This is a genomic window from Bradyrhizobium sp. BRP56, from assembly GCF_020194035.1.
Lineage (GTDB): Bacteria > Pseudomonadota > Alphaproteobacteria > Rhizobiales > Xanthobacteraceae > Bradyrhizobium > Bradyrhizobium australafricanum.
Map to the genome: position 1 here is coordinate 1 of NZ_JADYVV010000088.1, position 23,546 is coordinate 23,546.

The 23,546-nt window shown below is 67.6% G+C and carries 15 protein-coding genes and 1 pseudogene; 11 read left to right on the plus strand and 5 right to left on the minus strand.

Annotation, left to right across the window (positions count from 1 at the left end; all coding sequences use genetic code 11):
• Window positions 1–263: 263 nt before the first annotated feature.
• The 3 genes and pseudogenes from ggt to mutM all read right to left on the minus strand — a co-directional run bounded on the left by ggt (window position 264) and on the right by mutM (window position 3,538).
• Window positions 264–1,943, minus strand: a pseudogene (ggt, locus tag I6F38_RS38670) (gamma-glutamyltransferase).
• Window positions 1,944–2,066: 123 nt separating this feature from the next.
• Complete coding sequence (locus I6F38_RS38675; RefSeq protein WP_225164118.1) at window positions 2,067–2,630, minus strand: GNAT family N-acetyltransferase; 564 nt, start codon at window positions 2,628–2,630, stop codon at window positions 2,067–2,069.
• 2 nt (window positions 2,631–2,632) lie between these two features.
• Entirely contained in the window at window positions 2,633–3,538 is a 906-nt protein-coding gene (mutM, locus tag I6F38_RS38680; RefSeq protein WP_225164119.1) for a bifunctional DNA-formamidopyrimidine glycosylase/DNA-(apurinic or apyrimidinic site) lyase, read from the minus strand.
• A 141-nt stretch (window positions 3,539–3,679) separates the two neighbouring features.
• On the opposite strand from mutM, the gene ubiE reads away from it, so the two are divergent.
• The 8 genes from ubiE to I6F38_RS38720 all read left to right on the plus strand — a co-directional run bounded on the left by ubiE (window position 3,680) and on the right by I6F38_RS38720 (window position 13,841).
• Entirely contained in the window at window positions 3,680–4,441 is a 762-nt protein-coding gene (ubiE, locus tag I6F38_RS38685; protein WP_028337562.1) for a bifunctional demethylmenaquinone methyltransferase/2-methoxy-6-polyprenyl-1,4-benzoquinol methylase UbiE, read from the plus strand.
• Window positions 4,438–6,012, plus strand: a complete 1,575-nt coding sequence (gene ubiB, locus I6F38_RS38690; protein ID WP_225164120.1) for a 2-polyprenylphenol 6-hydroxylase — start codon at window positions 4,438–4,440, stop codon at window positions 6,010–6,012. The genes ubiE and ubiB overlap by 4 nt, the downstream gene beginning before the upstream one ends.
• Before the next feature lie 134 nt (window positions 6,013–6,146).
• Window positions 6,147–7,571 (plus strand): bifunctional phosphopantothenoylcysteine decarboxylase/phosphopantothenate--cysteine ligase CoaBC, encoded by a 1,425-nt coding sequence (gene coaBC, locus I6F38_RS38695; protein ID WP_225164121.1) that lies wholly within the window; start codon window positions 6,147–6,149, stop codon window positions 7,569–7,571.
• On the plus strand, window positions 7,568–8,026 hold the full coding sequence (dut, locus tag I6F38_RS38700) for a dUTP diphosphatase (RefSeq protein ID WP_028341688.1): 459 nt from the start codon (window positions 7,568–7,570) through the stop codon (window positions 8,024–8,026). Before coaBC ends, dut begins: the two co-directional genes overlap by 4 nt.
• Before the next feature lie 529 nt (window positions 8,027–8,555).
• A complete protein-coding gene (locus tag I6F38_RS38705; protein WP_225164122.1) occupies window positions 8,556–11,066 on the plus strand; it encodes a PAS domain-containing sensor histidine kinase in 2,511 nt (836 codons plus the stop codon).
• Window positions 11,063–12,586 (plus strand): tRNA (adenosine(37)-N6)-threonylcarbamoyltransferase complex ATPase subunit type 1 TsaE, encoded by a 1,524-nt coding sequence (gene tsaE, locus I6F38_RS38710; RefSeq protein WP_225164123.1) that lies wholly within the window; start codon window positions 11,063–11,065, stop codon window positions 12,584–12,586. Before I6F38_RS38705 ends, tsaE begins: the two co-directional genes overlap by 4 nt.
• An 86-nt stretch (window positions 12,587–12,672) precedes the next feature.
• A complete protein-coding gene (locus I6F38_RS38715) occupies window positions 12,673–12,993 on the plus strand; it encodes a PilZ domain-containing protein (RefSeq protein WP_028337556.1) in 321 nt (106 codons plus the stop codon).
• 125 nt (window positions 12,994–13,118) lie between these two features.
• A complete protein-coding gene (locus I6F38_RS38720; RefSeq protein WP_225164124.1) occupies window positions 13,119–13,841 on the plus strand; it encodes a nucleotidyltransferase family protein in 723 nt (240 codons plus the stop codon).
• Between the two features lie 12 nt (window positions 13,842–13,853).
• Here I6F38_RS38720 and I6F38_RS38725 read toward each other — a convergent pair whose 3' ends face one another.
• The gene (locus I6F38_RS38725) at window positions 13,854–14,867 is read right to left on the minus strand and encodes a DUF2891 domain-containing protein (protein ID WP_225164125.1); all 1,014 of its coding nucleotides are present in this window, start codon (window positions 14,865–14,867) and stop codon (window positions 13,854–13,856) included.
• Window positions 14,864–15,787 carry a hypothetical protein gene (locus tag I6F38_RS38730; protein ID WP_225164126.1) on the minus strand — a complete coding sequence of 308 codons (924 nt, stop codon included), beginning with the start codon at window positions 15,785–15,787 and terminating at the stop codon, window positions 14,864–14,866. Before I6F38_RS38730 ends, I6F38_RS38725 begins: the two co-directional genes overlap by 4 nt.
• Window positions 15,788–15,844: 57 nt before the next feature.
• On the opposite strand from I6F38_RS38730, the gene I6F38_RS38735 reads away from it, so the two are divergent.
• From I6F38_RS38735 to addA, 3 genes are all read left to right on the plus strand, one after another.
• Complete coding sequence (locus tag I6F38_RS38735) at window positions 15,845–16,801, plus strand: LysR family transcriptional regulator (protein WP_225164127.1); 957 nt, start codon at window positions 15,845–15,847, stop codon at window positions 16,799–16,801.
• Between the two features lie 80 nt (window positions 16,802–16,881).
• On the plus strand, window positions 16,882–20,028 hold the full coding sequence (gene addB, locus I6F38_RS38740) for a double-strand break repair protein AddB (protein ID WP_225164128.1): 3,147 nt from the start codon (window positions 16,882–16,884) through the stop codon (window positions 20,026–20,028).
• Window positions 20,022–23,498 (plus strand): double-strand break repair helicase AddA, encoded by a 3,477-nt coding sequence (gene addA / locus I6F38_RS38745; protein ID WP_225164129.1) that lies wholly within the window; start codon window positions 20,022–20,024, stop codon window positions 23,496–23,498. Before addB ends, addA begins: the two co-directional genes overlap by 7 nt.
• Window positions 23,499–23,546: the final 48 nt, after the last annotated feature.

The window sequence follows — 23,546 nt, forward strand, 5'->3', positions numbered from 1 at the left end:
AAAAATATACTTCGACGTATCAATCCCAATGCGGATAATCTGGTTCACGGACGGCTCCCTTGTATGAGATCTAGACAACCTCATTCTGGCACACTGATGCCGTAGGGGGCCGTCCACACCATCAACCACCGCATTCAGCGATGAAACCGGATCGCGGCCCCGGCGTCGCACAACAATGAGATTTGGGGTAATGGGTCCTGGCTTTCGCCAGGACGACCTTGAGGATGGTTCTCGGTTCAACCTGTCAAACAGCGTAGTCGGTGTCACCTCAACGCAAACCGCACCCCGGCGCGGGCGAGACCGCCGGCAACGCCGACCGGGGTGCCGTCGGCGCGCCAGCAGGCTGCGCCCGACATCGTGCCGTCAGCGTGAAACTGGATCGCGTTCATGCCGCCGGCCACCGTCGGCACGACCTGCACCTTGTGGCCCTTGGCTGACAGCGCGGCGCGGACGGTCTCCGGCACCGCCTGCTCGACCTCCAGCGCATTGCCCTCGGTCCAGACCCGCGGCGCTTCAACCGCCTCCTGCAGGCTCATGCCGTGGTCGATCAAATTGATCAGCGCCTGCATCGCGCTCGGGAAGATACGCTTGCCGCCGGGCAGGCCGAGCGCGTAAGCCAGCTTGCCGTCGCGCAGCGCCATCATCGGCGACATCGAGGTGGTGACGCGCTTGCCGGCGGCCAGCGACAGCGCATGCCCCGGTCGCGGATCGAACAGGTTCATGTAGTTGTTCGGCACGGTGCCGAGGCCCGGGATCAGGATCTTGGCGCCGAACAGATTGTTGATGGTCTGGGTGGTCGCGACCACATTGCCCATCGCATCCGCCGCGGTCATGTGCGTGGTGTGCGCGCTTTCGAGCTGGGTGACGCCGGCGCCCCAGGCCTGCGCGCGATCGGGGTCGATCGCGCGGCGGCGCTCCTCAGCATAGGCCTTCGAGGTCAACCGCTCCACCGGCACGTTGATATAGGCGGGATCGCCGCTCGCGGCCGCGCGGTCGGCAAAGGCGATCTTCAGCACCTCGGCGAGATAGTGGATCGTCTCGGTCGTACCGAAGCCGAGCCGCGCGATGTCATAGCCTTCGAGGATGTTGAGCATCTGCGTGATGTGCACGCCTGACGCCGCGGGCGGCGGGGGCCCGAGGATTTCCCAGCCGCGCTAGTCGCAGCGGATCGGCTGCCGCTCGACCGTCTTGTAGGTCGCGAGATCCTCCTGCGCGATGAAGCCGCCGTTCTTTTTCATGTAATCGACCAGGATGTCGCCGAGTGGCCCCTGGTAGAGCGCGTTGTCGCCATGATCGGCGATGTATTGCAGCGTCTCGGCATATTCCGCCTGCACCACGCGCTCGCCGGGCTTCAGCGGCGTGCCATCAGGCAGATAGATCGCCGAGATCGGCTTGTCCTTCAGCATCTCCTCGGCGCCGTCGGTGATGCATTCATGCAAATAGGGCGTCGCCGCATAGCCGCGCGCGGCGTGCTTGATCGCGGGCTGCATCACGTCGGCAAGGCTCATGGTGCCGAAGCGGCGCAGCGTTTCGCACCAGGCCTTCAGCGAGCCCGGCACCGCGACCGCCTTCGGCCCGTTCAAATTCTCGTTGCCGACGGTGTCGAACACGTCATGCGCCGATCCTGGCTTCGAGGTGTAGGTATCCGGCCGCACCGCCTGCGGCACCGTGCTCTGGCCGTCGATGAAGCGATGGCTGCCGTCGGCGAGGCGAATATGCGCCATGCCGCCGCCGATGATGCCGACCATCATCGGCTCGACCACGGTCAGCGTGAACAAAGTGGCGATCGCCGCATCGATCGCATTGCCGCCGGCAGCCAACATCTCGGCGCCCGCGCTCGATGCCAGCGGATGATTGCTCACCACCATGCCGCGGCTGCTGGTGGCCGGTTGCTTCTCGCATTGAAAACTTGTCGCGGCGCGGTCGCGCCAGGCGTCATTCATCGACATGCCGTTCATCGCCATTGTGTTCTCGTTCTTGATGGAGCGATCGGAGCCATGTTCTCCGGCTGCGCGTGCACGGTCAAGGCGCCGCGATTTTCCTCGCGGCGGTATTCGCAAATAAGGTCACGGCTTCGCGCGATCGCGCAACGAGGTCTCGCGCGTCACCTTCCACTTCTCCGCCCTGGATTCGCCATTGTGGTGCGGAAGCTCGACGAAGCCGACGAATTCGGCGCCGGTCTTCTGCTTGACCCGGCGCGAGGCGGCGTTGGACGGCGCGTTGCACACATGGAAGTGATCGAGGCCGAGCGTCAGGAAGGCGAAATCGTTCACCGCAGCGATCGCCTCCGTCATGAGGCCCTGATTCCAGTACGGCTCAGCGAGCCAGAACCCGCGATTGCCCTTGCGCCCATCGGCGCGCGGCCGGAAATTGATGTTGCCGATCGCCTCGCCATCGCCGGCACGCAACACCAGCACCCATTGATAGCTTTCCTCACCGGCCGCGATCTTGTCGAGCTCGCGCCTGATGAAGCTTTCCGCGCCATCGCCGGGATAAGGCCACGGCACCACCGTGGCGAGAGTCTTGATCACGTTCCAATTGTTGAAGTGGCGCTGGATCGCCGCCGCATCCGACAACGCAAGCGGCCGCAGGATCAGGCGTGGCGTCTCGATGCGTGGCGTCTCGAACATTGCTACTTCTGGCACCTCGGGCACCAGAACGTCGAACGGCCGTTCTGGGTAAAGCGCCTGACGATGCCCTCGCAGCCCGACGTGCGGCACGTCTCGCCTTCGCGGTCATAGACCTGGAACGAATGCTGGAAATAGCCGAGATCGCCATTGGTCAATCGATGGTCGCTGATCGAGGAGCCGCCGGCCTTGATCGCCTGGTTGAGCACCGAATGGATCGCGTCGACCAGCCGCCTGGCGTGGTCGGTCGGCTCGCCCCCGGCAACGCCCTTGCGTTGTCCGGACTTGGTCGCGAGCGTCGCGGCCAATCGCCGCGGCGACAGATGCGAACGAAACAGCGCCTCGCAGACATAGATGTTGCCAAGTCCCGCCACCACGCGCTGATCGAGCAGGGCGGCCTTCAGGCTGGTCTTCTTGTTGTGGCAGGAGCGCGCCAGCATCGCCGCGTCGAACTCGTTGCCGAGCGGCTCGGGACCGAGCCCTTTCAGCAGCGGTTCATCCTCGATCGCGTTACGCGCGATGACCTTCATGTAGCCGAAGCGCCGCGGATCGTTGAAGACGACGGCCGCGCCCGACGACATGTGGAACACGACGTGATCATGCGCGCGATCCTCGCTGCGCGGATGGTGGAATCGCCCCGGCGTCGCCGCGCCTTCGCCCTTCAGCACGCGGAACGAGCCCGACATGCCCAGATGCATCAGCAGCACGTCGCCGGAGCTCAGGTCCGCCATCAGATATTTGGCACGGCGGCCGAGCCCGGTGATGGTCCGGCCCTCGAGCCGGGCGATAAAGTCTTTTTGAAACGGAAACCGCAAATCCTTGCGGCGGGCCTCGGCCTTGAGGATCCTGGACCCCTCCATGGCCGGTTGCAGGCCGCGGCGGACGGTCTCGACTTCGGGTAATTCCGGCATGGCAGGCATTCACCTTTTGGAAGTGACGTGATAGCGCCATTGCGGCCGCCGCGCTATGGTTTGGCTGGAGCGTTTTTCGAGCGAAGCGGCTACCGGTTCGCGTAAAGAAAGCGCGACCAAAAAGGGTAAGAGTTCTGAGTGATGGATCGGCCGGATCAAACCACCCATTTCGGCTTCAGGGACGTGCCCCTGGGCGAGAAGCAGACGCTGGTGAACGACGTGTTTCACAGCGTGGCGTCCCGCTACGACCTGATGAACGATCTGATGTCGGCGGGCCTGCACCGGGCCTGGAAGGACGTCATGATCACGACGCTCGATCCGCCGAAGGGCGACCGGCCGTTCGCGCTGCTCGACGTCGCCGGCGGCACCGGCGACATCGCGTTCCGGGCCGCCAAGACCGCGGGCGCGGGCTTTCATGCCACGGTCTGCGACATCAATGCCGATATGCTCGCCGTCGGCCGCGAGCGTGCCGCCAAGCAGCACCTCGATGACCGCGTGTCGTTCGTCGAGGGCAACGCCGAAACGCTGGGTTTTGCCGACCGCGCGTTCGACGCCTACACCATCGCATTCGGCATCCGCAACGTGCCGCAGATCGACCTTGCGCTGCGCGAGGCCTATCGCGTGCTCAAGCCCGGCAGCCGCTTCCTGTGCCTGGAATTCTCCACCGTCGACGTGCCCGGCCTCGACAAGATCTACGATCTGTTTTCCTTCAAGGTGATCCCGCCGCTCGGCCGCGCCGTCACCGGTGACGCCGAGTCCTATCAATATCTCGTCGAGTCGATCCGCAAATTCCCGCGGCCGAACGCGTTCGCCGAGATGATCGGCGCCGCCGGCTTTGCCCGTGTGAAGTGGCAGAGCCTCTCCGGCGGCATCGTGGCGCTGCATTCGGGCTGGCGTTTGTGATCTCTGCACTGACCCACATCACGCGCCTCGCCCGCGCCGGTTTCGTGTTTGCGCGCGAGGGCGTGTTCGGCGTCGTCGATCCCGCGCTGGTGCCGCCGCCCGGGCAGCTCGCGCTGAAGCTGGCGCGGCTGATCGAGCGCCGCTCGGCCAAGTCCGGTCCACGGTTGTCGCGCGCACTGACGCGGCTCGGACCCGCCTATCTCAAGCTCGGGCAATTCCTCGCCACCCGCCCCGACGTGGTCGGCGTGTCGATGGCGCGCGATCTCGAAGCCCTGCAGGACCGGCTGCCGCCGTTCGCGCAGGAAGCGGCCGAAACCGTCATCACGCAATCGCTGGAACGGCCGCTGCCGCAGGCCTTTGTGCATCTGGGCCCTGCGGTTGCCGCGGCCTCGATCGCGCAGGTGCATCGCGGCGAAATCGAGCGCGACGGCGTGCGGCATCAGGTTGCGGTCAAGGTGCTCCGGCCCAACGTCGCCGCGCGTTTCCGCCGCGACCTCAGCGACTTCTTCTTTGTCGCGCACAAGGCCGAGGCGCATTCCGCCGAGGCGCGGCGCTTGCGCCTGATCGAGGTCATCAACACGATGTCGCGCTCGGTCGCGATGGAGATGGATCTGCGGCTCGAGGCGGCCGCGCTGTCCGAGATGGCCGAGAACACCCGCGACGATCCGGACTTCCGCGTCCCCGCGGTGGATTGGGATCGCACCGCGCACAGCGTGCTGACGATGGAGTGGATCGACGGCATCGCGCTGAACGATCACGTCCGGCTAGCGCAGGCCAAGGTCGATTTGCCCGATCTCGGCCGCAAGGTGATCCAGAGCTTCCTGCGCCACGCGCTGCGCGACGGCTTCTTCCATGCCGACATGCATCCCGGCAATCTGTTCCTCGACGAGGCCGGCCGGCTCGTTGCCGTGGATTTCGGCATCATGGGACGGCTCGGGCTGAAGGAGCGGCGCTTCCTGGCCGAGATCCTGCTCGGCTTCATCACCCGCGACTATCGCCGCGTCGCCGAGGTGCATTTCGAGGCCGGCTACGTGCCGGGCCACCATTCGGTGGAGAATTTCGCGCAGGCGATCCGCGCGATCGGCGAGCCGATCCACAACCGCACCGCCGAGGAAATCTCGATGGCGAAGCTGCTCACGCTTCTGCTCGAGGTCACCGGCCTGTTCGACATGCAGACGCGCCCCGAGCTGATCCTGCTGCAGAAGACCATGGTGGTGGTCGAGGGCGTGGCGCGCGGCTTCGACCCGAAGCTCGACATCTGGAAGATCGCCGACCCCGTGGTGCGCGAATGGATCACGCAGAATCTCGGCCCGGCCGGCCGCATCCAGGGCGCGCTATCGGGTGCGGGCGAACTCGGCCGCATCCTCGCCAACCTGCCGTCGATTGCCAACCGCGCCGTGACGGTGCTCGAGCAGCTGGAGACCATGACGCTGGAGGGCCACATGCTGTCGTCGGATTCGATCGACGAAATGGCCCGCGCCGAGGCCCGCAAGGCGCGGGTGCAGACCGTCGGCCTCTGGGTCATTGCGATCGCCTCCATCGCGATCTTTTTCGCCATCCGGGCGCACTGATTGCAATGCATGCACCATGTGATAGCATCGCTATCACACTTGTTTGAGCATGATCTCCGCGCAAACGCCTTGCGTTTGTCGCGAGGGAAAACCGCTTCACACTTTTCCGGATCATGCTTTGAGGGCAGCACGCCATGGCCAGCCTGACCATCCGCAAACTCGACGACACGCTGAAGGCCTATCTGCGGCTGCGCTCCGCCAAAAACGACCGCTCGGTCGAGGAGGAGGTGCGGGTGATCCTCCGGGACCTCGCAGACGGCGGTACGGAGCCTGCCGAGGCGCCTGGGGCGGGTTCCGCGACAGTGGCAGCCCCTGCTCCAAGGGCCGCCAGCGTGGCTGGCGAGCCGCGCGTCACCCTGATCATCGGCGGGGGGATTGCGGCCTACAAGGCGCTGGACCTGATCCGGCGGCTCAAGGAACGGCACATCCAGGTCCGCTGCGTACTGACCAAGGCGGCCCAGCAGTTCGTCACCCCGCTCGCCGCCAGCGCGCTGTCGCATGAGCGCGTCTACACCGACCTGTTCGACGCCGAGAGCGAATTCGACGCCGGCCATATCCGCCTGGCGCGGGACTGCGACCTGATCGTGGTGGCGCCGGCGACCGCCGACCTGATGGCCAAGATGGCGCAGGGCCATGCCGACGATCTCGCCACGGCCACCTTGCTGGCGGCCAACCGGCCGATCCTGCTGGCGCCGGCGATGAACCCGCTGATGTGGAACAATCCGGCTACCCGCCGCAACGTGCTGCAGCTGCGCCGCGACGGCGTCCATACCGTCGGCCCCAATGCCGGGGAGATGGCGGAAGCCGGCGAAGCCGGCGTCGGCCGGATGGCCGAGCCGACCGAGATCGCAGCCGCCGCCGACCGCATGCTGCGGCCGCCGCAGCCACGTCCGCTGGCCGGCAAGCGGGTGCTGATCACCGCGGGACCGACCCACGAGGCGATCGATCCGGTCCGCTACATCGCCAACCGCTCGTCCGGCAAGCAGGGCTTTGCCATTGCCGCCGCCGCACGCGCCGCCGGCGCCGAGGTGGTGCTGGTGACCGGCCCGGTCGAGCTTGGCGACCCCCAGGGCATCTCGGTCATGCGCGTCGAGTCCGCGCGCGACATGCTGCACCGGGTCGAGGCCGCGCTGCCGGTCGACGTCGCGATCTTCGCCGCCGCCGTCGCCGACTGGCGGGTCGCCACCGAGGGCAGCCAGAAGCTGAAGAAGACCGCGGCCGGCATGCCGCCGCTGCAGCTGGTCGAGAACCCCGACATCCTCGCGACAATTTCCAAGCTGAAGGAGAAGCGGCCGCCGCTGGTGATCGGCTTTGCCGCCGAGACCGAGCATCTGATCGAGAACGCCAAGGCGAAGTTCGCGCGCAAGGGCTGCGACTGGATCGTCGCCAACGACGTCTCGCCGGCGACCGGGGTGATGGGCGGCGACCGCAACACCGTTCACCTGCTCTCGCGCGAGGGCAAGGACGTCACCGTCGACTCCTGGCCTGTCATGACCAAGGAGGAAGTCGCGACCGCGCTGGTGTCGCGCATCGCCAGAGCCGTAGGAACCGCATCGTGAGCGCCACCATCAAGGTCGAAGTCCACCAATTGCCGCACGGCGCGGATCTCCTGCTGCCGATCTATCAGACCGCCGACGCGGCCGGCCTCGACCTGCTTGCGGCGGTGCCGCAGTCGGCGCCGTTGCTGCTGCTGCCGGGCCGCTACGAGATGGTTCCGACCGGACTGACGATCGCGCTGCCGCCGGGCTATGAGGCGCAGGTGCGGCCGCGCTCCGGCCTTGCCGCCAAATACGGCGTCACGGTGCTGAACTCGCCCGGAACGATCGACGCCGACTATCGCGGCGAGATCAACGTGCTGCTGATCAATCACGGCCACGAGGTGTTCTCGATCCGGCGCGGTGAGCGCATCGCGCAGATGGTGATCGCACCGGTCACCAGGGCCGAGCTGGTTCCGGTCGACGTGCTGTCGGCGACCGGGCGCGGCAGCGGCGGCTTCGGCTCGACCGGACGCTAGTGCGCGACGACTTCACTCGAGCGGCGGCGCCACTTCACCTCGCCCCGCGTGCGGTCCGCGTGCGGGGAGAGGTCGGAACGCATCGTCAGATGCGTTCCGGGTGAGGGGGAGTCTCCGCGAACGCAGCTATCACCGGATATGCGGAGACGGCCCCTCACCCCAACCCTCTCCCCGTAAGAACGGGGAGAGGGAGCCAAGCGCCTTCGCATCGGAGAAGTGTGCGGACGAGCTCGGGAAGATCACGCTTCGTGCGCGCTCTCCGCACCAATACGGAGTCAATTCGCGTAAAATCCGCCCCACCCGGCGGCATTTTTTCACAGGGGATTCTGCGTTCACGGTCTGGACTCTTACTCGCCGAGTCCCGTTGGGACTATTCTGTTTTGATTCGAGCGCGACGGGGGGTCTTCGTCGGGCTGACTGGTCCTGCTTGGGCATGATCGGCGGACAAACGTTGTACGTTTGCCGTGAGGGAACACCGGTCTCCTCTTTTCCGGATCATGCCTGGGGTTTGTGCGTTCTGGGGCAACATATGTCGGGCGTAGTCGCGGCAATGCGTCGAACCCTGCTGTCATGCACCTCACTGGCGCGCGACGGCATGATTGGGCTCGCCATCACCGCATTGCTGCCGGCGCGCACCGCGTTTGCCGCCGAGAGCCCGGTCGCCCAGGCGATGTCGGATCATTTCGGCTTCAATCACCAGGAGGTCGCGGTCCTCGCGACGTCGCTAGCGCTGGTCGGCTTCTCGGCCGTCGCCGCGATCCTCTTGATGCGCACCCGCGTGCGCGCGACGAGGGCCGAGGAGCAGCTGCAGTCCGAGATCACGGACCTGCAGGCGCAATCGGACCGGCTGCGCGCGCTGCTGTTCGTCGAGCCGCAGGTCCTGATCTCCTGGGCCGCCGGCGACAACCGGCCGCAGATCTCGGGCGACATCTCGCTGGTGATGTCGCAGGAAGGCTCGCCGCAACGGGTCCTCGCCTTCGGAACCTGGCTGCCGCCCGAGCCGGCGCTGCAGATGGACCACGCCGTCGACGCGCTGCGCGAGAAGGGCGAGGCGTTCCTGCTCAACCTCTCGACCTCGGCCGGCCGCGCCATCGAGGCGATGGGCCGCGCGATCGGCGGCCAGGCCATCGTGCGGATCCGCGAGCTCGGCGGCCTGCGCCGCGAGCTCGCCGAGTCCAACCTGCGCTACAAGACGCTGCAGGAGGAAACCGAGCTGCTGCGCGATTTCGCCGCCGCCGCGCCATGGCCGATCTGGGCCAAGAGCCTCGAGGGCAATCTGCGCTACGCCAACGCGGCCTATGTCCGCGCCACCGAGGGCAAGAGCGTGTCGGATGCGCTGCAGCGCAATCTCGAACTGCTCGAAAGCGACCAGCGCGGCGAGCTGACCCGCGCGCTGAACGACAACGCCAGCTACGCCGCGCGGCTGCCGATCGTGGTCAGCGGCGAGCGGCGCATCTACGACGTGCAGGCGCTCAAGCTCTCCGGCGGCAGCGCCGGCATCGCGATCGACGCCAGCGAAGCCGCGGCGTTGCGCGCGGCGATCGCGCGGATGGTCGAAGCGCACCGGCGCACCCTCGACCAGCTGTCCTCGGGCGTCGCGGTATTCGATACCGACCGGCGGCTCACCTTCTACAACGAGTCCTATCGGCGGCTGTGGGGCCTCGACCAGGCCTTCCTCGACGGCAACCCCGACGATTCCAGCGTGCTGGACCGGCTGCGCGCCAACCGCAAGCTGCCCGAGCAGCCGGATTTCCGCGCCTGGAAGGCCAAGCTGCACGAAGCCTATCGCGCGGTCGAATCCGAGACCTACACCTGGTTCCTGCCCGACGGCCGCGCCATCAGCGTGGTCACCACGCCGAACCTCGAGGGCGGCGTCACCTATCTGTTCGACAACGTCACCGAGAGCCTCGACCTCGCGCGCCGCTACGACCGCCTGACGCGGGTGCAGCGCGAGACCCTCGACAATCTCGGCGAAGCGGTCGCGGTGTTCGGCAGCAACGGACGCGCGGAACTGTTCAACCCGCCCTTTGCCAAGATGTGGAAGCTGCCGGCCGACGCGCTGCAGGGCGAGCCGCATATCGAGGCGGTGGAAGCGCTGTGCCGGCCGCTGTTCGACGACGCCCTGACCTGGCGCACGCTGCGCGAATCGATCACCGCGATCGAGAACCGCGCCCAGGTCGCGCTCAAGCTCGAGCGCAAGGACGGCAGCGTGCTGAATTGCATGACCATCCCGCTGCCCGACGGCAAGACCCTGCTCGCCTTCCAGGACATCACCGACACCGAAAATGTCGAGCGGGCGCTGCGCGAGCGCAACGAGGCGCTGGAAGCCGCCGACCAGATGAAGGTGGATTTCGTCCACCACGTCTCCTACGAACTGCGCGCGCCGCTCACCACCATCATCGGCTTCGCGCATTTCCTCAGCGATCCCTCGACCGGACCGCTGACGCCGAAGCAGGCCGAATATCTCGACTACGTCACCAAATCGACCAACGCGCTGCTGGCGCTGACCAACAACATTCTCGATCTCGCCACCATCGACGCCGGCGCGATGAAGCTCGAGCTCGGTCCGGTCAATATCGGCCAGGCGATCGAGGCCGCCGCCGAAGGCATCCAGGATCGCCTCGCGACCGACCGCATCACGCTGAAGGTCGATATCGAGCCCGACATCGGCGCCTTCGTCGGCGACGAGCGGCGCGTGGTGCAGGTGCTGTACAATCTGCTCGCCAACGCGGTCGGCTTCTCGCCGCACGACGCCACCGTCACGATCAGCGCGCACCGCACCGAGCACAGCGTGGTGTTTGCGGTGACCGACGCCGGTCCCGGCATTCCGGCGGAGATGCGCGACAAGGTGTTCAACTGGTTCGAGAGCCATTCGCACGGCTCGCGGCACCGCGGCGCGGGGCTTGGCCTGTCGCTGGTCCGCTCCTTCGTCGAACTCCATGGCGGACGGGTGCGGGTCGATTCGACCGTAGGCCGCGGCACGACCGTGACCTGCGACTTCCCGATCGACCAGACCGCACATCGCAACGCTGCTGAATGACGGCGACCTCGACATTCTCGGTGGCGCTCGCGAACGAGACCGCGACAGCGGAGCTGATGGCCGACCTCGCGCTGCTGATCGGCGCCGGCGACGTCATCACGCTGTCCGGCGACCTCGGCGCCGGCAAGACCACGGCCGCGCGCGCGCTGATCCGCTATCTCGCCGCCGACGACGCGCTGGAGGTGCCGAGCCCGACCTTCACGCTGGCGCAGAGCTACGAGCTGCCGTCGTTTCCGCTGGTTCATGCCGACCTCTACCGCATCAACGACGCCGGCGAGCTCGAGGAGATCGGGCTGTCGCCGCTGCCCGACGACGTCGTGGCGCTGATCGAATGGCCGGAACGCGCGCCCGATGCGATGCCCGCCGACCGCATCGATATCGCGTTCAGCCATCGTCCGGCGCTCGGATCGGCGGCACGCGCGGCCGAGATCACCGGCCACGGCAAGGGCGCGGCGAAGGTCGCGCGGCTCAACGAGCTGCGCCAGTTCCTCGATCGCGCGGGCTTTCTCAATGCCCGGCGCGAACGCATGCCGGGCGATGCCTCGACACGCTCCTATGCGCGGCTGCGCAACGACGACGGCACCGTCATCCTGATGAACTCGCCGCGCCGTCCCGACGGCCCGGCGATCTACAGCGGGCAGTCCTACAGCGCGGCGGTGCATCTCGCCGAAGACGTCAGGCCGTTCGTCGCGATCGGAAACGGCCTGCGCAAGCATGGTTTCTCCGCGCCCGCGATCCGCCACATCGACCTCAAGTCCGGCTTCCTCATCACCGAGGATTTCGGCGCCGAAGGCATCATCGAGGGCGATCCACCGCAGCCGATCGCCGAGCGTTACGAGGCCGCCATCGACATGCTGGCGGCACTGCACCGCGAGGTGCTGCCGGAGCAACTGCCGCTGACATCGGACGAGAGCTACGACATCCCGGTGTTCGACATCGACGCCTGGCTGATCGAGATCGGGCTGATGCTGGAATGGTACTTGCCCGACCGCGACGTGCCGCCGAGCGAGGAGCTTCGCACCGAATTTCTCGGGATGTGGCGCGGCCTGCTCGAGAAGCCCGCAGCGGCGCCGCGGACCTGGGTGATCCGCGACTTCCATTCGCCGAACATCATCTGGCTTGCCGAGCGCACCGGCATCCTGCGCGTCGGCGTCATCGATTTCCAGGACGCGCTGCTGGGCCCCGCTGCCTATGACGTGGTGTCGCTGCTGCAGGATGCGCGGATCGATGTGCCCGAGCAGCTCGAGCTGTCGCTCTTGACCCGCTACATCAAGGCGCGGCGCGCGACCGATGAAAGCTTCGATCCGGCCGGGTTCGCCGAGCTCTATGCGATCATGTCGGCGCAGCGCAACACCCGCCTGCTAGGCACCTTTGCGCGACTCAACCGCCGCGACGGCAAGCCGCAATATCTCAAGCACCAGCCGCGGATCTGGACCTATCTCGAGCGGTCGCTGGCGCATCCGGCGCTGACCTCCTTCCGCATCTGGTACACAGCCAACGTCCCTCCTCCAGTACCGTAGTTTACGGGTTATTAGCCTCGCCTCCCCTAAGGTTGCCGAGCCGCACCTGATCCATGGCGCGGCCGGATCTGGAGCGGGACCACACGATGGGGACGGAACGACGCAAGGGCGATCGTGTCACGTTTGAGCGCGGCATAGCAGCGCACATGATGGGCATCGACGGCACCTGGCGGCGCGACTGCACCATGGAAGACGTGTCGGAGACGGGCGCCAAGCTCTCCGTCGACGGCTCGGTCGAGGGCCTGAACCTGAAGGAGTTCTTTCTGCTGCTGTCGTCCACAGGATTGGCCTATCGCCGCTGCGAGCTGGCGTGGGTCAATGGCGACCAGATCGGCGTCAACTTTCTCAAACAAGGCGACAAGAAGAAGAAAACCGCCAGACGCGGCACGCAAGCTGCCGACGTCTAGGCCAGGGTCGTCATTGCCGTCTTACGGCCGTCATGTCTCGTGACTATGGCGTCTGATTGATGTGCTTGCCGAATCGCCGTGATATGATCGGCGCATGAGAGATGATGACCGAGAATATCCGGAAGATGCCCGTCACTCCCCATAAGGCCATGGTGCTCGCTGCGGGCCTCGGCGTGCGCATGCGCCCCCTGACCAACACGATGCCGAAGCCGCTGGTCAGCGTCGCCGGCCAGCCGTTGCTCGACCATGTGCTCGACAAGCTCGCCGGCGCCGGCGTCAGCGAAGCGGTCGTGAACGTGCACTATCTGCCCGACCAGATCATCGAGCACGTCAAGCCCCGCAGCCGTCCGCACGTGATCATCTCCGACGAGCGCGACCAGGTGCTCGGCACCGGTGGCGCGGTGGTGAAGGCGTTGCCGCTGCTCGGCGATGCGCCGTTCTATCATCTGAACGCGGACACGATGTGGATCGACGGCGTGCGTTCCAATCTGGCGCGGCTCGCGGAAACCTTCGATCCCGCGCGGATGGATATCCTGCTGCTGATGGCGCCGACCGCTACGAGCATCGGCTATGGCGGGCGCGGCGACTATTCGATGTTGCCGGATGGCGCGTTGCGCAAGCGGCGCGAGCACCAGGTGGTGCCGTTCGTCTATGCCGGCGCCGCGATCATGTCGCCTGCGCTGTTCGCCGACGCGCCGGCCGGCGAATTCTCGCTGACCAAGATGTTCGACCGCGCCAACGAGCAGGAGCGGCTGTTCGGCCTGCGCCTCGACGGCGTCTGGATGCATGTCGGGACTCCAGACGCGATCCAGGCTGCGGAAGAAGCCTACCTGGAAAGCGTCGCGTAGACGGCGCCGTCGTCAGCCATCAACATCGATCGCGAGCACCGCAAAGCTCGCAAGCCAGTGTTCGCCCATATAGTCGCTGGCGATATGCGGCAGGCCGGCGTCGAGATGACGTCGCGCAGCCTCCTGCAGGATCGGACGACGGGCATCGGCCGCCGGCAACGCATCGGCCAGCGCCCGCCAGCACCATGCGCGGCTGAGATTGAGCCCGTCGAGATGCGCCAGCTTGCCGTCCGTGCGATCGGTGACCGTGGCGGGCCGGAACAGGGTTGCGGGTTCGCGCAGCTCGAGCCGCGGCAGGAAGCGGTCGAACCAGGGCAGGAAGTCACCCGGTGCCAGCAGCCGGCGCATGCACTCCGCTTCGATCAGCGCGGACGACTGGAAGTCATCACCGCTCGGCTCACCCCAGGCGGGGCAGTCCTGATCGGCGCCGTACCAGCGCAGCGCTGTGTCGCGCAACAGCGCGCCGAACGCATCGTCCTGTGTCACCGCGGCGTAGTCGGCTGCCATGCGCAGTCCGAACGCGGTGTTGAAATGGGTGCCGACCCGCACCGGATAGGTGGCGAGCGGCAGGAAATCGCGGTAGCGCTGCGCGAAGATCCCGGCGAGCGGAGCGATCCGGTCGCGCCAGTTGGTGGTCTCGACGAGCGAGAGCTCTGCGGCGAGCTTCAACAGCCAGCCCCAGCCGTAAGGCCGCTTGAAGCCGCGCGCGGTCGGGGCGGCGAGATAGCTGCATTCGGCCGCGATCTTCTCCGCAACGAACTGCGCGTCGAACAGCGCGCGGATATCGTCCGCCGCCTCGGATGAGGGATAGCGGCGCAGCAGCCGGGCAAGCATCCAGTAGCTGTGGACGCAGGAATGCCAGTCGTAGCTGCCGAAGAACACCGGATGCAGCTCGCGCGGCGTGCGCGCGTCCTGCGGTGCCGCCAGCACGTGATCCGGCTTGTTCGGATATTCGCGCGTGACATGGCCGAGCGCGATGCGCGCGAAACGGACGGCGAGGTCTTCGGTCAGGATCGTCGCGCTCATGGTGAGGCATTCTCCTTGCACTCGCGGCGAACAAGCATCTCGATCAGCCGCGGCGTCATATAGATCGGAAACTGCGTGGCGGCGAAGAACAACGCCGTCATCGGCGACACCGCAGCGCCCATCGCCGACCAGACCAGTCCGACATTGCGGTTGCCGAGAATGAGGCCGCTGGTCAGCCGCGCAGCCAGATTGCCCGGCGTGAGCAGCGCGCCACACAATTGCAGGGCGAGATTGCAGCCGAAGGCAAGGCCGACGCAGGTGAACGCGGCGGCCGGTTGCGCTTCGATCTGGGTGCGCACCCCCGCCATGGTGGCGATCGCGAACAGCAGCAGCGAGGCGAGCACGAGCGCGTCGATGATGCGCGCATGCTGCACCAATCGTGCGGCGGCCTGACGGCGCAGCAGCAACGCCAACGCGCCGGCGCCGCCGACCAGCAGCGCAAGCCGCATCGCAAGCGCCAGCGGATCGAGCGCCAGACCGGCAAATCCCGCGGCGATCAGCGGCACGGTGACCGGCGCCAGCGCCATCGACAGCAGCGTCACGGCAAGCGGAATGGTCGCATCGAAGCCGAGCATGCGCGCGACGGCCGCCGTGCCGCTCGACGGCGGCGCACACGCCGACAGCACCAATGCGACGATCAGCTCCGGTCGAAAGCCGGCGCCGCGCGCGGCAAGGCCGACTGCAAGCGGGCTCGCCAGCATGGCGAGCGCCGGCAACAGCAGCCAGACCAGCGGCCGCCGCAACGCGCGCCGGAACGCCGTGCCGTCGACCTGGAGGAAGGTGCCGAGCACCAGAACGAAGATCGCCGCCGCCATCAGCGGGCGCATGCCATCCGCCAAGGCAGGGAAAGCCAATCCCGCCAGCACGCCGATGATCAGCAGTGTCGGCCCGCGCGGCACCAGCCGTTCAAATCTCGCCAAATTCCTGAGTCCCGTCGTCATGCCCGGCCAACGAGCATAGGCCCGGGCAAATCATTGTTGAAATCGATTATTGTTATATGCACTATTGTCACGATGAATTTAGCCGCCATCGATCTCAACCTGCTGGTCGCCTTCGAGGCGCTGATGGAGGAGCGCCACGTCACCCGGGCGGCCGAGCGCATCGGGCTCGCCCAGCCGTCCATGAGCAGCGCGTTGCGGAGGCTGCGTGCGCTGTTTGCGGACGAGCTGTTCCTGCGCGCCGGCGCGGGCATGCAGCCGACCGAAAAGGCGCTGGCGCTGGCCGGGCCGATCGGCGAAGCGCTGCGGCAGATTCGGGGCGCGTTGGCGCCCGCTCAGGGCTTCGATCCGGCGATCGCGCGACGGCGCATCACCATCCCCGCGACCGACTATGGCGATCTCGTTGTGGTACCGGAACTGACCCGGCTGCTGCGCATCGAAGCGCCCGGCATTGACCTTGCCGTGCGCCCGCTCACCGATGCGACGGTGGCGCTGGTGAAGCTGGAGCGCGGCGAGCTCGATGCGCTGATCGGCGGGCACCTGCCCGACTCGCCGCGCTGTGTCCGGCACCGGCTGTTCGAGGAACACTTCGTCTGCGTCCGCGATACCACGCGCACGAACCGATCGGAGCGCCTCAGTCTGGAAGATTACGCGAGCCTGCCGCACGCGCTGTTCTCGGCGGCCGGCGGCGACGGCCTGCCGAGCGTGGTCGACGCGCTGCTGGCCCGCCATGGGCTGAAGCGACGGGTGGCGGTGACGCTCGCGCATGTGGTGGCCGTTCCGTTCGCCGTGGCCGGCACCGATCTCATCGCCACGATGTCCGAGCGCGTCAGCCGGCGCTTCACGCATCTGGCCAACATTGCCGTCGTCGCGCCGCCGATCGACATCCCCGCCTTCGCGATCGACCTGATCCATACGAGCCGCGCTGCCCGGGATCCGGCGTTGCGCTGGTTCCTGGATGCCGTCGATCGCTGCGCCGGCCGATTGCGATATTGAGCGGTGACGGTTCTTCGACAGGGGTGGCTAACGATGGCCGCCGCTCCCTATATTGGCGCCGGATTCGAATCAGGCAGCCCATGCGCGTCTTCAGTGTTCCCGTTTCTGCGCCGTTCCTGCGCACCGTCATCTCGGCGCTGGTCGATGGCCGGCTGGTCGCGGGATTCGAGGCGCAGAGCGATCCGGCAAGGCTCGCCAATGCCACGCTGTATCTGCCGACCCGCCGTGCCGGACGGCTGGCGCGGGAAATCTTCCTCGATGTGCTCGAGTCCGACGCCGCCGTGCTGCCGCGCATCGTCGCGCTTGGCGACATCGATGAGGACGAACTTGCCTTCGCCGACCAAAGCGAAGACGTCGGCGGCGCCGCCCCGTTGGAGATTCCGCCAAGGCTCGGCGAGCTCGAGCGCCGGCTGACCCTGGCGCATCTGGTCGCGGCCTGGGCGAAGACGCCGGTGTCGGCGCCGCTGGTGGTCGGCGGCCCGGCTTCGACGCTGCAACTCGCCGGCGATCTGGCGCGGCTGATGGACGACATGGTGACGCGCGGCGTCGACTGGCGCGCGCTCGACCGCCTGGTGCCGGACCAGCTCGACAAATATTGGCAGCACTCGCTCGACTTCCTGCGCATCGCGCGCGACGCCTGGCCGAACTACCTCAAGGAGATCGGCCGGATCGAACCCGCCGCGCGCCGCGATCTGCTGATCGAGGCGGAGGCGGCGCGGCTGACCGCACACCGCGGGGGCCCGGTGATCGCCGCCGGTTCGACCGGCTCGATGCCGGCGACGGCGAAATTCCTGCACGCGGTGGCGAAGCTGCCGAACGGTGCCGTGGTGCTGCCCGGGCTCGACACCGATCTCGACGAGGACTCCTGGGACACGATCGGCGGCGAACGCGGCGACGACGGCAGGTTCGTAACGCCGCCCTCGTCGAACCATCCGCAATTCGCGATGCACGCTTTGCTCGACCGCTTCGGCATCAAGCGCCGCGATGTCGAGAGCCTTGCCGAGCCGGCGCCGCTCGGCCGCGAGGTGCTGGTGTCGGAGACGATGCGTCCCTCGACCGCAACCGCGCAGTGGCATGACCGGCTGGAACGGCCGGAGATCGTGGCGCGGATTTCCGCCGGGATGACCAACCTCACCGTGGTCGAGGCGCCCAATCCGGAAATGGAGGCGCTGGCGATCGCGGTGGCGATGCGCGAGGCGCGGCATCTCGGCAAATCGGCCGCGCTGGTGACGCCGGATCGCGCGCTGGCGCGCCGCGTGATGGCGTCGCTGACGCGCTGGAAGCTCGAGTTCGACGATTCCGGCGGCGATGCACTGATGGAAACGCCGGCCGGCGTGTTCGCCCGCCTGACCGCGGAGGCCGCGGCCAACGGGCTGGAGCCGCCGACATTGCTCGCGCTGCTCAAGCATCCGCTGTTCCGGCTCGGCGGTTCGCATGGCGCGCTGCGGCGCGCGATCGAGGTGCTGGAGATCGCGCTGCTGCGCGGCACGCGGCCGCAAGCCGGGACCGGCGGCCTCGCCCGCGACTTCGCGCGCTTCCGCGCCGAGCTGGTCAAGCTGCACGGCGGCGAGACCTCGTCGCTGCACGCCATGGAGCCGCGCGCCCGGCTGCGCGACAACGAGCTCAACCAGGCCGAGGGCCTGATCGCCAGATTGCAGGCGGCGATGGCGCCGCTCGAAGGCATGGCGTCGTCAAAACCCCATGATTTCGCCGAGCTCGCCGCGCGCCACCGCGAGGCCCTGATCGCGCTGTCCGGCGACCAGAACGGCGTTGCGGTCGTGTTCGAGGAGCGCGCCGGTGCGTCGCTGGCGTCCGCGTTCGACGAGCTGCTCGCCAAACAGCAGCCGAGTGGGCTGATGACGCCGCTCGCCGATTATCCCGAGGTGTTCCAGACCGCGTTCGCCGACCGCATGGTGCGGCGGCCGGAATCGGCGCGCGCGCAGCTCAACATCTTCGGCCAGCTCGAAGCCCGTCTCACCGAATCCGATCGCGTCATCCTCGGCGGCCTGGTCGAGGGCGTCTGGCCGCCGGCGCCGCGGATCGATCCGTGGTTGAGCCGGCCGATGCGGCACGAGCTCGGGCTCGACCTTCCCGAGCGCCGCATCGGGCTTTCCGCGCACGACTTTGCGCAGCTACTCGGCCATGACGAGGTGATCCTCACCCACGCCGCAAAAGTCGGCGGCGCGCCGGCGGTCGCCTCGCGCTTCCTGCATCGGCTCGAAGCGGTGGCGGGCGAGGCGCGCTGGAAGGCCGCGACATCGGCCGGCGAAACTTACGTGCAATATGCCGCCGAGCTCGACCGGCCCGACAAGGTCGAGCCGATCCCGCAGCCGGAGCCGCGGCCGCCGCGCGAGGCACGTCCGCTGAAAATGTCTGTCACCGCGATCGAGGACTGGCTGCGCGATCCCTACACGATCTACGCGCGCTATATCCTCGATCTCGATCCGCTCGACCCCGTCGACATGCCGTTGTCGGCGGCCGATCGCGGCTCGGCGATTCACGAGGCGCTCGGCGAGTTCACGCAGGTCTATGCCGACGCGCTGCCCGCTGACACCCTGCGCACGCTGCGCGAGATCGGGGCCAAATACTTTGCGCCGCTGATGGAGCGGCCCGAGGCGCGGGCGCTGTGGTGGCCGCGCTTCCAGCGCATCGCAGGATGGTTTGCCGAATGGGAGCAGGCCCGGCGCGGCAGTATCGCTTCCATCAAGGCCGAGATCCGCGGCGAGATCGGCATCCCGCTCGACGATGCCAGGACCTTCACGCTCTCGGCGCGCGCCGATCGCATCGAGCGGCGCGATGACGGCAGCTTTGCGATCCTCGACTACAAGACCGGCCAGCCGCCGACCGGCAAGCAGGTGCGGATGGGCCTGTCGCCGCAGCTCACCCTGGAAGCCGCGATCCTGCGCGAGGGCGGCTTCGCCGACATCCCGGCCGACTCCTCGGTCGGCGACCTCGTCTATGTCAGGCTGAGCGGCAACAATCCGCCGGGCGAGCAGCGTTCGCTGGAGCTGAAGATCAAGACCAACGACACGCCGCAGCCGCCCGATGAGGCCGCCGACAGCGCGCGGCGCAAGCTGGAGGCCCTGATCCGCGCCTTCGACGACGAGCAGCAGGCCTACACCTCGCTGAACCTCTCGATGTGGGCCAACCGCTACGGCGCCTATGACGACCTCGCGCGTATCAAGGAATGGTCCGCCGCCGGCGGCCTGGGGATCGAGGAATGGTGAAGGCGCCCCGTCCGATTCCGCCCGCCGTGCGCGACGCGCAGGCGCGTGCGTCCGATCCGAAAGCGTCGACCTTCGTGTCGGCCAATGCCGGCTCAGGCAAGACCCATGTGCTGGTGCAGCGCGTCATCCGCCTGCTGCTGTCGGGCGTGCCGCCGGAAAAGATCCTCTGCATCACCTTCACCAAGGCGGCTGCCGCGAACATGGCCGAGCGCGTCTTCACGACGCTCGGCCATTGGGTGACGCTCGACGACGATGCGCTCAACGCAGCGATCCGAGAGGCCGGCATTGCCTATCCTTCCGCCACGCTGCGGCGCGAGGCGCGCAAGCTGTTTGCCTGTGCGCTGGAGACGCCCGGCGGCTTGAAGGTGCAGACCATCCACGCGCTGTGCACCCGCCTGCTGCAGCAGTTTCCGTTCGAGGCCAACGTGCCGGCGCGCTTTGCCGTGCTCGACGACCGCGACCAGAACGAGATGATGGAGCGCGCCAATCTCGCGGTGTTCCTCGAAGCCTCGCGGATTCCCGACAGTCCGATCGGCCGCGCGCTGCGGACGGCGATGGCAAATGCCGCCGACGTCACTTTCAAGGAGGTGGTCCGCGAGGCCTGCCTCAGCCGCGACCATTTCATGGCCTGGACCGATGCCGCCGGCAACGCCGCGGCCGCCGCAGCGCAGATGTCGGCCGCGCTCGGCGTCTCCGCCGATGATCGCATCGAGGAGGTCGAGCGCGAGATCGTCGACGGGCCGAACCTGCCGCGCGCGAGCTGGAAGGAGATGGCGACGCTCCTCGATACCAGCAGCAAGGCGGATCAGAAGCAGGCCGAACGGCTGCGGAGCGCGCTGACCTTCACCGGTGCAGCCCAGGCCGACGAATATCTCGGCGTCTTCCTGACCGATGAACGCGCCCCGCGCGCGTCTGTCGTCACCAACAGTTTCATCAAGAAAAATACGGTCGCGGGCCATCGGTTCGAGGCGGAGATCGATCGGCTCGGTCCGTTGATCGAGCGCCGCCGCGCCGTGGTCGCGCGCGACCGCACCGAGGCGCTGATCCACATCGCGACCGCGGCCGCCGCGCACTACCGGCGCGAGAAGCTGGAACGCGGCCTGCTCGACTATGACGATCTGATCGACAAGACGCTGGCGATGCTCGACCGCGTCTCGTCGGGCTGGGTGCATTACAAGCTCGACCGCGGCGTCGATCACGTGCTGATCGACGAGGCGCAGGATACCAGCCCGCGGCAATGGGACATCGTCGCGCACATCATCTCGGAATTCACCTCCGGCGCCGGCGCGCGCGACGGCCTGGTGCGCACCGTGTTCGCGGTCGGCGACGAGAAGCAGTCGATCTTCTCGTTCCAGGGCGCGGCGCCGCGCGAATTCGACCTGCGCCGGCGCGAGCTGAAGCGGCGGTTCGAGGAAGCCGGGCTGAAATTCGATCCGGTGTCGTTCACCTATTCGTTCCGCTCGGGGCCGGTGATCCTGCACTCGGTCGACCATGTGTTCCGCGAGCAGGAGATCTTCCGCAGCATTCACGCAGTCGAGAACGGCTACCCGATCCACAACGCGATGACTGACGCCGGCCCCAGCCAGATCGAGCTCTGGGATCTCGCCGTGGCCGACGATCGCCAGGACATCGAGGGCTGGCGCGCGCCGTTCGACGGCGTCTCGGTGACCAGCCCCGAGGTGAAGCTGGCAAGGCGCATCCAGGCCGAGATCAAGCGCCTCGTTGCCAGCGGCACCATGACCGGCAGCGCCGGCGGACGGCGGCCGCTCAGCTATGGCGACATGCTGATCCTGGTGCGGCGGCGCGGCAACGCCTTCGACGCGGTGATCCAGGCGCTGAAGCACGCGGGCATCCCGGTCGCCGGCGCCGACCGGCTGAAGCTGACCGAGCACATCGCGATCATCGACCTGATGAACCTCGCCGATGCGCTGCTGCTGCCGCAGGACGATCTGGCGCTCGCGGTGGCGCTGAAGAGCCCGCTGTTCGGCCTCGACGACGACGATTTGTTCAAGCTGGCGTATCAGCGTCGCGGCTCGCTGCGCGAGGCACTGGCCGCGCAGGCACCGACCGACGAACGATTTTCGGCCGCGCTGCGCCGTCTCGAACAATGCGAGCGCCGCTTCACCGAGGAGACGCCGTTCGCGTTCTACGCCTGGCTGCTCGGCGGCGATGGCGGGCGGGCGCGCATCCTGCGCCGGCTCGGCCATGAAGCCAACGACGCGCTCGACGAATTCCTCGAGCTTGCGCTGAGCTATGAGCGCAAGGCGCCGGCCTCGCTGCAGGGCTTCGTCGCCTGGCTGCGCGCCGCCGACACCGAGGTGAAGCGCGACATGGAGATTTCGCGCGACGAGGTCCGCGTCATGACCGTACACGGCGCCAAGGGCCTCGAGGCATCGGTCGTGTTCCTGGTCGACACCACGACCTCGCCGTCGGACACGCAGCGGCTGCGGCTGATCCATCTGCCGCAGGGCAATGCCGCGCCGAACGCGCCCGGCGTCGTGGTGTGGGCCGGCAAGAAGGCCGAGGATCCGCCCGGCGTCGCCGAGGCGCGCAAGGCGATGCTCGGCGACACCGAGGACGAGTATCGCCGCCTGCTCTATGTCGCGATGACCCGCGCCGCCGACCGGCTGATCGTCGGCGGCTGCATGCCCGGCAACATGAACACGGTGCGGAAATCGTCCTGGTACGATCTGATCACCAAGGGCCTCGCCGGTTCCGGGCTCAAGCTCGAGGAGCTGGAGACGCCAGGCGGCAAGGTGATGCGCTATTCGCGGCCGGATGACGTCGCCGATCTCACCGGTGCGACCGCGTCAGCGGCCGCGGTGCCGATCGCGTTGCCGTCCTGGCTGCGTGCTGCGGCCGCACCGGAAGCATCAGCGGCGAGCATGCTGCGTCCGTCCGATCCGGCTGACGGCGACAGCCATCCGATCCGGACCGGCGAATCGGTGCTGCTACGCGCCCGCGCCCTTCAACGCGGCACGCTGGTGCACCGGCTGCTGCAGTCGCTGCCCGACGTCGCCCTCGAGCGGCGGCGCGCCGCCGCGCTCGGCTACCTCGCGCGCAATGCCGACGGCTGGAGCGAACAGGAGCAGGCCGCGCTTGCCGATCAGGTGCTCGGCCTGATCGCCGATCCGCGCTTTGCCGCGGTGTTCGCGCCGGGCAGCCGCGCCGAGGTCTCGATCGTCGGGCGGCTGGAGCGGCCGGGCCAGCCGAAGGCGCTGGTCTCCGGCCAGATCGACCGCCTAGTGGTGACGCCAACCGACGTCCTGATCGTCGATTTCAAGACCAACCATGCCCCGCCCAAGACGGCAGCCGAGGCGCCGCGGGGCTATGTCCGGCAGCTCGCCCTGTACCGCGCGGTGCTCGCCAGGCTTTATCCCCAGCTGCCCGTGCGGGCCGCCCTGCTCTGGACCGAAACGACTGAAATCATGGAGATTTCCGCCTCCGCGCTGGACGCTGCCCTGGCATAAGTTCATGTCGGCGTGAGCAAGCTTGACCCGGCAAGGGGGCGTTCATAC

Excerpts from the sequence above, each read along its gene's own strand:
- addB (WP_225164128.1), top strand. The coding sequence starts at position 16,882 with ATGCGCGTCTTCAGTGTTCCCGTTTCTGCGCCGTTCCTGCGCACCGTC.
- I6F38_RS38715 (WP_028337556.1), top strand. The coding sequence starts at position 12,673 with ATGGGGACGGAACGACGCAAGGGCGATCGTGTCACGTTTGAGCGCGGC.
- I6F38_RS38675 (WP_225164118.1), bottom strand. The coding sequence starts at position 2,630 with ATGTTCGAGACGCCACGCATCGAGACGCCACGCCTGATCCTGCGGCCG.
- I6F38_RS38720 (WP_225164124.1), top strand. The coding sequence starts at position 13,119 with ATGCCCGTCACTCCCCATAAGGCCATGGTGCTCGCTGCGGGCCTCGGC.
- I6F38_RS38705 (WP_225164122.1), top strand. The coding sequence starts at position 8,556 with ATGTCGGGCGTAGTCGCGGCAATGCGTCGAACCCTGCTGTCATGCACC.
- ubiE (WP_028337562.1), top strand. The coding sequence starts at position 3,680 with ATGGATCGGCCGGATCAAACCACCCATTTCGGCTTCAGGGACGTGCCC.
- mutM (WP_225164119.1), bottom strand. The coding sequence starts at position 3,538 with ATGCCGGAATTACCCGAAGTCGAGACCGTCCGCCGCGGCCTGCAACCG.
- tsaE (WP_225164123.1), top strand. The coding sequence starts at position 11,063 with ATGACGGCGACCTCGACATTCTCGGTGGCGCTCGCGAACGAGACCGCG.
- I6F38_RS38725 (WP_225164125.1), bottom strand. The coding sequence starts at position 14,867 with ATGAGCGCGACGATCCTGACCGAAGACCTCGCCGTCCGTTTCGCGCGC.
- addA (WP_225164129.1), top strand. The coding sequence starts at position 20,022 with ATGGTGAAGGCGCCCCGTCCGATTCCGCCCGCCGTGCGCGACGCGCAG.
- coaBC (WP_225164121.1), top strand. The coding sequence starts at position 6,147 with ATGGCCAGCCTGACCATCCGCAAACTCGACGACACGCTGAAGGCCTAT.